The organism is Parabacteroides sp. AF18-52 (genome assembly GCF_003479145.1).
Lineage (GTDB): Bacteria > Bacteroidota > Bacteroidia > Bacteroidales > Tannerellaceae > Parabacteroides > Parabacteroides faecis.
This window is the reverse complement of the sequence record NZ_QUGR01000022.1, coordinates 23,827-36,611: the sequence shown is the minus strand read 5'-3', so window position 1 is coordinate 36,611 and position 12,785 is coordinate 23,827. Positions and strand designations below refer to the sequence as shown.

7 protein-coding genes are annotated in these 12,785 nt (G+C 43.6%); 3 read left to right on the top strand and 4 right to left on the bottom strand.

Features of this window, described 5'->3' with window-relative positions; translation table 11 throughout:
• Nucleotides 1-115: 115 nt before the first annotated feature.
• The gene (locus DWX23_RS22240) at nucleotides 116-1,399 is read right to left on the bottom strand and encodes a DcaP family trimeric outer membrane transporter (RefSeq protein WP_122376111.1); all 1,284 of its coding nucleotides are present in this window, start codon (nucleotides 1,397-1,399) and stop codon (nucleotides 116-118) included.
• A 126-nt stretch (nucleotides 1,400-1,525) separates the two neighbouring features.
• Here DWX23_RS22240 and DWX23_RS22235 point away from each other — a divergent pair, with 126 nt between their 5' ends.
• The 3 genes from DWX23_RS22235 to DWX23_RS22225 are packed head-to-tail and all read left to right on the top strand — an operon-like array spanning nucleotide 1,526 to nucleotide 4,330.
• On the top strand, nucleotides 1,526-2,197 hold the full coding sequence (locus DWX23_RS22235) for a peptidylprolyl isomerase (RefSeq protein WP_122357001.1): 672 nt from the start codon (nucleotides 1,526-1,528) through the stop codon (nucleotides 2,195-2,197).
• Between the two features lie 19 nt (nucleotides 2,198-2,216).
• Nucleotides 2,217-2,984, top strand: coding sequence for a peptidylprolyl isomerase (locus DWX23_RS22230; RefSeq protein ID WP_122376110.1), 768 nt, complete (start codon nucleotides 2,217-2,219; stop codon nucleotides 2,982-2,984).
• Nucleotides 2,981-4,330, top strand: coding sequence for an MATE family efflux transporter (locus DWX23_RS22225; RefSeq protein WP_122376109.1), 1,350 nt, complete (start codon nucleotides 2,981-2,983; stop codon nucleotides 4,328-4,330). Before DWX23_RS22230 ends, DWX23_RS22225 begins: the two co-directional genes overlap by 4 nt.
• 74 nt (nucleotides 4,331-4,404) lie before the next feature.
• On the opposite strand, the gene DWX23_RS22220 is transcribed toward DWX23_RS22225, so the two are convergent.
• From DWX23_RS22220 to DWX23_RS22210, 3 genes are read right to left on the bottom strand one after another with little or no spacing between them, the layout of a single operon-like run.
• Nucleotides 4,405-10,200, bottom strand: a complete 5,796-nt coding sequence (locus tag DWX23_RS22220) for a T9SS type A sorting domain-containing protein (protein WP_122376108.1) — start codon at nucleotides 10,198-10,200, stop codon at nucleotides 4,405-4,407.
• Between the two features lie 13 nt (nucleotides 10,201-10,213).
• Nucleotides 10,214-11,569, bottom strand: coding sequence for a hypothetical protein (locus tag DWX23_RS22215; RefSeq protein WP_122376107.1), 1,356 nt, complete (start codon nucleotides 11,567-11,569; stop codon nucleotides 10,214-10,216).
• Nucleotides 11,570-11,587: 18 nt separating this feature from the next.
• The gene (locus DWX23_RS22210) at nucleotides 11,588-12,709 is read right to left on the bottom strand and encodes a FimB/Mfa2 family fimbrial subunit (protein WP_122376106.1); all 1,122 of its coding nucleotides are present in this window, start codon (nucleotides 12,707-12,709) and stop codon (nucleotides 11,588-11,590) included.
• Nucleotides 12,710-12,785 lie beyond the last annotated feature (76 nt).

Below are 12,785 nucleotides of genomic sequence, written 5' to 3'. Positions count from 1 at the left end.
TCAACGAGTTTTTATTTAATATACATTAACAATTATAACAAGAAAATCTTGTCACCCTGCGCTTAAAACGCGATGACAAGATTCCCATTCAGTAACATTTTATATACTTAATCTTTTAGAAACTATACTGTACTGCCAGATTCATCCGGTTGGCATGGCGTGTCTGATCGTTGAAATCCGTACGCCATCCTCTCAGGTATTCGGCACCCACCTGCAGGTCGGGAGTTATATTCCAGAACAGGTTCGCTACCAGATACTGGCCGTAACGGTATTGTTCGGAAGGAGTGACAGGGTAATCGTTGTCACTGTACAGGCGGGACTGGCTGTAAGTACTTGAAACAAATACTTTCGGAGTGATATTGTACTGCAAACCGGCATACCAGCCCATCATCGAAAGTACCTGCATGTGGCCGGATTTGGCCGGATCGGGAACAATATCCACATTGAGGTTACTCAGGTCGTTCATGTACTGGCTGATACCTTTTCCGTAAACACCTTGTCCGTACACCTGAACTTTGCTGCAGACGTTGAAAGTCGTGGAGAGTAAAACACCCCAACCGGTTTCCGATTCGGCTTTATTGGCTACCAGGTTATCATAGGTCATACTTCTGACGATAGCGGCCGCACGCAGGTGACTTTTTGAGTTCCATCCGTATTGCAGATAAGCCGGGAAATTCGGCATACGTTGTGAACCGATACTCAGCTTGTCATTGGTGATCCCGTCCACAACCGGCATTTCCACACCGATACCGGCTTTCCATCCTTTTCCGAAGGCACGTTCATAACGGAACTGCGTTGCATGATAGATAGCCATCCCGTTCGGTCCGGCAAAGTCGATCGTCGGAGGAATAGCCGACAGGTCCATAAACGAACCGTAGTCGTATCCGAGTGTGAAACCCAGTAAAGATGCATAAGCATTTCTCAACTCAAACCCTTTACCGTCACCGCGGAAATTACCGGCGGTATAGACAACGAAGTCACCTAAATGCTTGGTATGTCCTACCAACTTCAGGAAGACCGTACTGGTCGTTGCATCCATCTGGAACTGGTTTCTTACGTGTGACGCACCTTTGTTGGGGATCAGTGCAGGGTAGAAATCAATATCCTTGGCAATACCGCCGAAGTCGTATTCGGCTGTTGCCTTTACATATCCGCCGATACCCAGGGCGAAACGGCCTTTGCGGTCGGTCAGCAGGAAACGGGGAATACCCGGTTCGTGGAAACGCTGATTCTGGGTTTCGTTCAGTATCCGGATAATCTCATCGCCCGCCTTGTCACGGGATATGAACAGGATTGAATTCGGCTCCTCATCCTTGATGATCACTTTCTGAGCCTGGGCATGGGTAGACAGTAGACCTAACCCGAGCAGTAAGGCTGCTCCTTTAACAAATGCTTTCATAAATGTGTTTTGTTTAGACGTTTTACCAGTAAGGAACAAGCATTGCATGAAAAGGTTGTGTTAAAAGGTTGCGTTAACGACTAAAAGTAACTATTTTTGTTGCCTTAATAACAAAATAAAACGAAGATGAAAAAGCTGTTTGCTATAGGTTTACTCCTTATTGGAATATTGTCATCCTTTCATTTGCAAGCGCAGGAAGTTGAGACACTTGTCCTGATCGATACCGATATGGGAAAGATCAAAGTGAAGTTATTTAACGATACTCCACAACACAGGGATAATTTTATCAAAAATGTGAAAGAACACCGTTACGACGGATTACTTTTCCATCGTGTGATCAAACAATTCATGGTACAAGGAGGTGACATCAACTCGAAAGATGCTCCTATCGAACAGCATCTCGGTGACGGAGATCCGGGTTATACCATCCCTGCAGAGATCGTCTATCCGAAATATTTCCATAAACGCGGTATGTTATGCGCTGCCCGTACCAGCGACGATGAAAATCCGGAACGTGCCTCATCCGGAACGCAGTTCTATATCGTCACCGGAAAGTTCTATACGGAAATGGAACTGGATAAGATGGAAAAGGCCGAAAACAGGACATTCACTCCGGAAGAGCGTCAGGCTTACATGCTGGAAGGTGGTGCTCCGCACCTGGATAACAAGTACACAGTCTTCGGTGAAGTCATAAAAGGTATGAAAGTTGTCGATAAAATCCAATTTGTCGAAACAAATGAAGACGACAGGCCGTTAAAGAATATAAAGATCAAGACAATGAAAGTTGTCGATAAATAATCATTAAACGAAATTAAGAATGGAAACGCAAACAAACGAGACACAGGTGTTGATGAAAACCAGCCTGGGTAACATCAAACTGAAACTATACAACGAAACACCGAAACATCGCGATAACTTTATCAAGCTGGTAGAGGACGGAACTTACAACGGCCTGCTTTTCCACCGTGTGATCAAGGATTTCATGATCCAGGGAGGTGACGTCACATCCAAAGATGCTCCGATGAGCAAACAGCTTGGTGCCGGCGACCTGGGCTATACGGTTCCTGCCGAGTTTGTTTATCCGAAATATTTCCATAAAAAAGGTGCACTCTCTGCTGCCCGTACCGGCGATGAGGTGAATCCCGAAAGAGAATCTTCTGCATCCCAGTTCTATATCGTAACCGGTAAAGTCTACAAAGATGCCGAACTGGATCAAATGGAGAAACAAAAAGAAGGCCGTCTGAAACAATCAATTTTCGCCCGCCTGCAAAAAGAAAATGCGGCAAAGATCAAGGCGGCTTACCAGAGCGGAGACAAAGCGGAACTGGCTATCATCCGCGATACCCTGGTAGGTAAAACCGAACTGGAAGCGGAAAAACGTAAAGAGGAAGCCAAGCTGACACCGGAACAACGCGAAGCTTACAAAACAATCGGCGGTGTTCCTTTCCTGGATAATGAATATACGGTTTATGGCGAAGTGGTAGAAGGACTGGACGTAGTGGATGCCATCCAAAATGTCAAGACCAACCGACAGGACCGTCCGCTGGAAAATGTGGTTATCGAATCAGTTGAAATCATTAAATGATACAATTCTCTGCTTATAAAGAACATTATAAAGAAACAATACGCCTGGGTGTCCCGATCATGTTGGGACAGCTGGGCATTATTATTGTCGGGTTTGCCGACAACATCATGGTGGGGCATCATAGCACCGCCGAACTCGCCGCCGCCTCATTCGTCAATAACTTCTTCAACCTGGCTTTTATTTTCGGAATGGGTTTTTCATACGGCCTCACTCCTATTATCGGTGGGCTGCATGCCAACAAAGAATATCGCCAGGCCGGTGAGACACTGAAGAACAGTCTTTTTATCAATTTCATCGTCGGGGTCCTGTTGAGTTGCCTGATGCTTCTGCTTTTACTGAATATCAATATATTAAAGCAGCCGGAAGAGTTGATGCCATATATCGTTCCTTATTATATCCTGCAACTATTCTCGGTAATATTTGCCATGCTGTTCAATTCGTTCAAACAGTTCAGTGACGGTACGACCGATACGGTCACGCCGATGTGGATCATGCTGGGGGCGAATGTGCTGAATATTATAGGTAATTATTTCCTTATCTATGGTAAATGCGGCGTTCCCGAACTGGGACTGACAGGGGCCGGTATTTCTACGCTCGTCAGCCGTATCCTGACCTTTATCGTTTTCTATATTTTATTTACCCGAAGGGAAAAGTATAAGGAGTTTTTAGTGGGGTTCAAAAATGGGGTTGTCAACCGGCTGAATCTCTCTAAACTGATACGTTTAGGTTTTCCGGTAGGACTGTTGATGGGAGTTGAAACAGGGTCGTTCAGCCTGAGTGTTATTATGATGGGATGGTTAGGAAGTACGGCATTAGCCGCTCATCAGGTATTGGGTGTTATTACTACGCTTGGGTTTATGGTTTACTACGGGATAGCTGCGGCAGTTACGATACGGGTCAGTGTTTTTAAAGGGTATAGCGATTGGCTGAATATTCGTCAGGCTTCTTTTGCCGGACTGCATCTGATCATGGGGGTTGCTGTCCTGTTCGTTTCATTTATTATGTTATTCCATAAGAATATGGGATATTTGTTTACACCGGAACATGAAGTGGTGGCAATGGTGGCTTTGTTGTCCTGGTCGGTTGTTCTGTACCAGTTCGGCGACGGATTACAGATATTGTTCGCCAATGCTTTGCGTGGTATTTCGGATGTGAAATATATGGCTTACTGCGCTTTTATCTGCCACTTCGGGCTGGCGTTGCCGATCGGGTATATTTGCGGATTTATCTTTGACTGGGGAGCGATCGGCATCTGGTGCGGATTTCCGATAAGTCTGACGACGTTGGGGGTATTGCTTTGGAGACGGTTTAATAAACTCACTCTGAAACCTATAAAACAACAATAATAAAAATCCTTTTTGCAATCGATTATACACTACAAAATCGATTACAAAAGGGATTTTTATCTCTATTTACATTACTATTTCACGATCACTTTGCTGCTTTTCACATCTCCCTTTTCGGTTGAGACCTTTACGACATAGACGCCTCCTGTCAGATAGAGGCGTTTGACCGGTTCGTTTATTGACTGGAGACTGAGTTGTAATCTGCCGGAAAGATCATATACCCGTACCGTCTTCAGTCTGTCAGAGGAAGAGGTGGCAACTACAATTTCACCGGCTACCGGAGAATAGATGGCAATATCGCTTTCTGCCTGTAGCCCCTCTTTTCCACCGTTCAGGAAATAGCGGCCATGCGTAGAACCGGGAACAGTTACCTGTGTGTTCAGGGCATCCAGCCGGATACTTTGATCCAGCAGGGCATCATAAAGGTAAAGCGGACTGTCGAACTGCTCGATGCCCTCGAAAGTGAGGGTTACATCTTCTGCGTTATCGCTGTAAATGCCCAGCGGGATGTTGGTAATAACCGACGTTTGATTGATAACCACCGCCTGATTTCCGGCTACGCTGTACAGAGCAGGATGCTGTTTTTCGTCCGTATCTAATAATACGGCTGCATCCTCGCCGATGCGGTAGTCGGTATCAGCCTGTTCCCGTTTGACAATGGAAATAGAACTACATTCGTCATTCCGTTTGGCTGAGATGTAAAGAGTCGGGAAAGTTTCTCCTTCTGATGAACGGGTTGAAAGCGAGGTATTATTATCTGCCGACATCATTTCCGGAGTAAAAGTGACAGTAAGGGATTTCGCCTCAACTGCATCCCGTTTCTGAACAAAGAAGCCTTGCATGGGTTTCAGAAAACCGCCAGTACTACCGTCTGTACTTACCGTTTCGTTATCTTTGTCTAATACAAATGCGTCATATTCCGTCCAGTAAGCTCTAATCAACTCTCGATTTCCATCAAAAAACTCTTTCATATTCAAATAGGTCATAAACGGATTGCCTACAAAGAAGAAGTAGCCGTTGGTAGCATTTATGACTTCAGCTTCTAACTCCGCTACTCCCGTATCGAAACCTAATCTACCACGTTTATCCTGAATATCCGGAGGAATAGGATACGTATCATCTTTACCACTGGTTCCACCATATTCATAATAATCATAAGTTTTATCATCTTTAGGCAAACGAACCAAAGCCATATCATTATTAAAATTCTCCACACTCCCGTAAAAACCGGTACCCGGTTCATAAGGGACTGAAACATCATTATATTCTACACTCCAATTGGAGGCAACAGCGTCATAGCTTTTATCCTCCTCATCTTTCAAATACATCTTAGCACTATGATCCCATGTTTTCTGATAGAAAGCAGGATTAAAACGATTGTAGTTTCCTCCCCAATTTATATTACTAAAAGCCGCAGTTTCCTGTTTTGCAGAACTTTTCCATGCATACATATCACCAGCTATCACCCCCTGCAAAGGGGATGACAAGAAATATTTCTGGTTCTTCACCATCTCAAACTCAACTCTTGCCTTCTTGTAAGTCAAGTAATCCTGCCCCATCAATGTTGCTCCAGGCTTAAAGTAAATTTCATTACAACGGTTTCCATTAAAAGCTACTGCAGCATATACACCATCATCAACCTCTTCCGGTGTCATCATATCATATTCTATGCGATCAGTCGCATCTCCAATTCTGTCAGAATTATCCTCCGGTATCATATTCAATGACTGATCACTACTTCCCTTTGCCGTCAATTTATACAACCATGAACTGTTTTCAGGCTTAAGTATTGTCACGTATGAAAAGTTCATCGGAGCAAAAGCATACTCCAAATCATTCCGGTTCAGGCCATCCGGGTTTGCATCAGCGTCTTCTTCGCTACCCATATAAAGTTCTTTTTTGTTCGAACGCCTCCACAAAGCGTCGTTATTCCAGTTACGGGAAGTTCCGTCACTGATCCATGTCAAATACTGAGGAACTATTTTAAGCGGAAGATACACGATACCGTCACAAGTCTCTATACGATTATTGTCTATCGTCCTCTCTTCGAAATGAATCATCAAAGTATAGATATACCCCTCGAGCGGCTCAAAATCCGGCAAGAAATTTAAACGAATATAATTATCGCTTCCATTCTTTTCTGCTTTCATATCTGTAAGCACCGCGACAATCGGAAGTTCCTCAACGACATCACCATTTATTTTGTATAGCAAAACGGAATCTTTCAAATCTACCGACGAAATACCCAAGTGATCTGCGTTTGAATTATCTGTCAATTCAATATGGCGCACCGGTATTTGCAGAGAAGCCTTTGAGAAAGATGATTCATCCCGTCTACACTCTTTAATCTGTTCCAGACCAATACGTAAAGGTACTTCCGACATATCCTCCGGATACTGTATGTCGGTAAGCCCAAGTTTCATCACAGGAGCCTTCGTCGTTGCTTCAAGCTCTACTTTTTGAGGCTCCAAACAGAGTAACGCATTCGAGCTACCTGTCACAGATTCTATTTCTTCCTTTAATTCCTGTTCGTCTACCGTAAAAGGCAAAACATAAAATATTCGATTCTCTTCAGTCAACGTAAATTCCGGACTATGGACAGATAATAGCAAAGATCCTTCCTCCACTAAACTTATCAACTTTTCCTTTATAGACTTCAAGCTATCTGCCCCCGGATTCCATGCTTTCAAATCTTCAACATTCCCTTTCTTGGGTTCACCACTTACATCTTTGTTCAAATCTTCCCTGAATAGTTTTAAGTCAGCAAACAAAAGTACTACTTCATCCGGCCAAAGATTTCCATTTCCAGTCTCTGCATTCCCTTTGTCATTCCCCTCACCATCGGTATCATTATCACCAGAAGCTTCATCTTCATGGAAAAAATACCAATCAAAACAATAATTCTCCGGTTCAAAATGAATAACTCCACCATCCGGCTTAGATGCCTGCAAAGTAGCATCAATATGCACTGGATTGTTTAAACAATATCCACTTTGGGTATAATCCGACTCTCCATTGATAACAAGACGAAGCGGAGGCAGCACTGAAAACGGAGCAATCAATGCACAAGGAGAATGCGGATCGGCATTACTCCCGTCGGAAACATCTTGTTGAGAGCCATTAATCAACATCGCGTAGTATTCTATTCCCGGAACTAACTTATCACCACCATCCGTATCTTGCCCTTCACGGGCTGTCTTGATATCAGCCAGAAAAATATACCCGGTATCGGCGTCATTGCCTTCTGTGGAAACTTTCCAGGCACAACTGATAGGAGCCAGTCCCAAATCAGCAAATAGTTGATAAGCAGTTTCTAAGTCGTTTGCTGTATATGAATCAGGCTCTTTTGCTTCATGTAAGTCTATAATATTTTGCTCTGCTAACTGTTTTAATGCTGAATAATTTTCCCTGTACTCTTTCAATGCTTCCAGATTCAATTTTGCAGCCATTTCTTTCGCATCTTCCTGACTTGCCGGAATATACTCTTCTTTTGTCGGCACAATAACACGTCCGAAACGCCCTAAATGACCATTTCCATTATAATCCAATTCCAACCATTTATGTGTATCATCATCCACACTTCTTGTAACCGGGGTTACATGAAAATCTTCCAGGAAAGAGAAATACAGATTTTTAAAATAGTCACTTTTCTTCAGACCATCAGTATCATCATCTAAGCCACTAAGCCCCAGACGAAGCAATATATATTGCTTTTTGTATTCATCATCTAAATCCGCATCATCCCCCCAAACCGGTTCATCTTTTGTTACACCCAGATTATACAACAGCATTTCATAATCAGACCTCAGCAGGACTGAGCTTGCATCGCAGGCGGCTTTTCGGCGTACATTGATATTAGGAGTCGAGCGATAGACCCTGATTTCGTCAACAGCATAATCGGCACCATCGGAGTGCTGACAGTTATTAGCCAGCTCCAACCGATAAGATTCATAATCAATATTATCAGGAATGGTAAATTCGAAACAAACCTGCTGCCACTCCAGACGCAGAGGCAATTCACGATCAGTCGCCTTTGCCGGAGTATGCCTCATCGAACCGGTATAAAACTTATATAAGTCCTTAACTTCTCCGTCGCTTGTAAATCCCTTGAAGGTAAAGCCGATATCCCCTGCAATACTGCTAGATGTCCTCGCTTCCATATTGCAAACCCACGCCGTCACCAGAAGTCTGGTTCCTTTACAAAGCTGATTTTCCACGGGTAAAGAGACAATTCTTCCAGGCTCATCGATAGCATCCAAATATAAAAAATACCCCATTTTACCAGGGGTCGATTCCCCCTTCAGTACCAAACGCTCATATAACCGATCATACGCCTTTACATAATATGATCCATCTTTACAAAAATAGTCATTGTACCCTTCCTTTCCTACACGACTGATACCAGCGACATTCAATGTTTTATACAACACATATTCAGAACGGGAGAGAGTACGTGACTTGGGAGTCCTCAGATTTTGATCATAAGCACTCAAATCGGCAAATGCATATTCGGACGATTCTTTGTTCAAACGGGTCGGTCTGTAATTCTCTTTCGGATCCTTAACAACCTTATTTCCATCCACCTCAGGATCATCGAAATTGATTTCGGCAATCAGATCATAGCTCACATCCTCATCCAATAAGTCCTGGCTCCGTTTACGATAATTATAATCCTTTGCTTGTTCCAATTCCCCTGCAGTTCTGGGATCCGAATAAGGCTCCAGCTTAACAGTGATCAGGGCCACAGGAAACCAGTTCTCTTTATCGGCAGAGACATCGGCTGTAATGTATCTGGTTATAGATTCTCCTGCTGTTTGTTTAGTGATAGGGCCTTGCAGGTTCATACAGTAGAAAACGGCTGCATTGGTAATAATTGTATTATTTTTTCCAGGTTCATCAGTACCTTTCCCTGTATACTCAGAATATTTACAGCCCAAAGTCGGAAATTCATGCTCGACAACATATCCGCCTGTAGGAACATCTTTGTTTGTACTACCGTCTCTTATATCACAATAAGCTACAGCCTTTTTATTTTCATCAAACACTCTCCACCGAACATATTTTGCACAATGATAATGAATGCTATCCTGAGACTCACCACTATAGTCTTTGACATAATAATTTGCCAGACTCTCCTTCAAACGGAAGTTAACACCGGTTTCCCAGTCTTTCGAACCATGATTCTTTTCAGTACGAAGAGGTGTATGTACTTCATATTTTTCAAAGTACCCGTCTTCAACAAGCGCATCATTATCCCCCTTTGTCTCAGCCGACTTTTGATATGCTTCCTGTGCCGCTTTCAATTGCGTATATCTTGCCTTTGCATCTTTGATAATAAACTTTCGACGAATATTAATTGCTGTCGGCAATTGGTCGATATAATTCTGACCTTTCTCCCATTGCCAATCATTCCACGCACTTCCGTCCCAGGCTAAAGAGTCGATAATACCGGAACTATCTGTTGTCTGCCCGTCATCCGCAATATATTCTACATAACGATAATGAGGCTGACTTGCCGGTGTCGACTTATCATTTGCAATATAACAGTTTAGCTTCTCGTCATATTTAAAACCACCTGGATTTCGGGGCAACCATGTAAAATGCGTCTTATACCAGCTCTCATCCTTTGCCTCATCTCCCAATCCTATCCAACGTGAAAAGCCATAAATACCTCCGTTAGCCTTGGTTTGTATAAACATACGAGTATGCTCTCCAGGATACACATATACCGTATCCACCTTTTCATGCCAGATATGTCCACGCTCATACTCCCCTTCCTTTGTCTGAGCATAAGCGATACAACTTATTGCCAACAACAAATGTAAGAGATAAGCCGGTCGTACTATTTTATTGTATTGAGACCTTTTCATATTTACTTTTTGTTTATTTATAAATAAGTTCTATTGTATATGAGATTTCCTTATTGTTTTCTGTCACTGCTGTAAATGACAACTCGGCACTACCTTGCTTATGAACCATTAGTGTCACTTGAGTGACCTCATCCCCCTCATTCGGCTGACTATCTTTCCAGGTAATAGCATCATTTCCATCCGATGTCAACCGCCAACCCTTTGTTGTGAACTGAACGCCACTACCTCCGGTTCCATCAAGGTTCTGTTGTATCAAAGCCAGTTTGATTGTCAGCTCACCCGAATTCTTGATCGAATAGGCCAGGCTAGGTACAAGAGACATTTCGTATGTAAAAGGATACCCTCCTATCGGAGCCCGCTGCTCGCTGACTGTCACTTCCAAAGAGTAATCACTAATTACCAAGGGAATGATCAACAAGTCGTTACGACGTACATAAGTAAAATGGGTTACACCGGTCAGATTCTGTTCTTTTTCTTCCTGTCGTTGAATAGTAGTCTGCACTTTGATATTATCTTGTCCATCCAACTTAGACTCATGCACATAAAATATAGCCTCTCTTTTATCAGCCGTAGCTAATTCAAAACGACTTTCCTCACCTTGCTCGAAAAATATCTTATCTACATTACTAAATCCAGTAGCATCGTTATCTGGAAATAAAGGGATATACTCTTCTTTTATATTTTCCAAAGACTTATAAGGAAGCATATAAATCTTTCTATCATTTTGGAACTTTTCCAAGATCATCTTCGACACAGCAACCTCTCCGGCTGTCTTATTCTCGATACTCATTTTCACCTTTGCTATCATACGATACAAAGGTATTTCCACCATTTCGGACTCCAATTTGTGGGGATGACTGGACATAGGGATAGAGTTCCGCTCATCCACTACTATTTTAACATCATTCTTTATTTTTGCATCAGGAATACTACCATTTAAAACACCTTGCTCATCAAATGAGACAGGCAGCGTCTTCCCCACCTCCAACGCCTCCAGAATATTTTCATTGTTCTCCAACAACGGACTATTCAAATTAGAAAAAGCATACACATAAGCTGCTTCTTTCGGGACTTCCATTGAAAAACCTTCCTCTAATATAGCTTCCTTCCCCTCTTCCCATTGTAAATCTTCCTCTTCTCTCTGCAATATTTTGCCATCGTTATCCGTAATAACCACAAGGATATTACGCATACCTTCATATTGCGTTGTATTTTGGGAGTTTTCCTCCTGACTGGCAGAGAGCATGAGCCGGAAGTCGACTGTCTTAGTGTCTCCCGGCAGGAGACCGTCCGGTTCTTCGTTTGAACAGGCAAATAAGAAAACCAATAAAAGCGAGAAAAAGAACGTATTTCTTAATCGGTACTTCATATGCACTTTCTTTATAGGTTATAACTCCGTTTCATTCAAACGTATCACCCAGTCTTTTACCTGGATGGTGTAGCACGCATAACCGATGACCGGATCAGGATCAGGTGTCGGGTCGGGATCAGGTTCGGGTTCGGGGGTTGGCTCAGGATCGGGGTCAGGCGTCGGATCAGGATCAGGGTCTGGATCGGGCGTTGGGTCAGGATCAGGGCAATCCGGACAGGTAATCGGGGTCAGGAAGAAGATGATGGAATATTCGTCCTGACGGTCCAGGTATTCCTGGGCACTGATGTCGTGACCCTCCATTTTTGTGAGCAAAAGGTAATTGTTGAGGTTGATATTCAGCACATCTTTTTCCCAGCCCTTATGCTGTACGATCAGGCGATAGTTTTCGCCCGCCATCAGACGCATGGTGTTCATTTCGGCTACGGCAACCAGCTGGTCAGAGACCGTAGACTCAGGATCGGGATCGGCAGCTATCTCTACGTTTTCAGTATAGTAAGGGAGATAGCTGATTTTCGGGTCGGACAGCAAGGAGTTGTCGTAGTCCATGTAACCGTTGTCGGCAATGATGCGGAAGGTGAAGTCGTTCACGTCCATATTGTCGCCTTTTACGTTTTGGAGAACAAAGCGCAGTTTGTTGGTGTCCTTGGCCAGTCCTATTGTCTGCTCCTCATGGGCAAGGCCGGTCACGACGATGGTGTCGAGGCTATGCCAGAGAGGATGAAGTTCGAGGGGTTGCGTACCGTCCGGCTGACGAAGGGTACGAACGCGTATATCTTCGACCGAAGAGGTGCCGGGTGTCAGCTGAGGCAGGCGGTAAGTACCGTCGTCGAGTCCCGCCCACGAAACGAGATGGTAGGTACCGGGAGACAGGTCTAGACGGATATCATTGGTTTTCAATTCGTCGCCTTCTACCTGTCGCTGCTGAAGAAAAACACCTTGGTCATCGCAAATAAAGAGGGTGACCTGATCGACTTCATGCTGGAAGGCGTCGGCGAATTTCATATTATAATCGTACACGTAATGCAGGCGAAATTCACACGGCGGCAATGAGTCGTCATGAATATAATCGCAGGCAGACGCTCCCAGCAGCAGGAGTGAAGAGATTAGTCGGGTATAAGTTTTGATAAATCGTTTCATGTTCGATCTGTTTTAATTGCTTGTTTATATGTTGTCAGTCAGCAGACTTGATTTATTTTCTTTTTCATCAGAATTG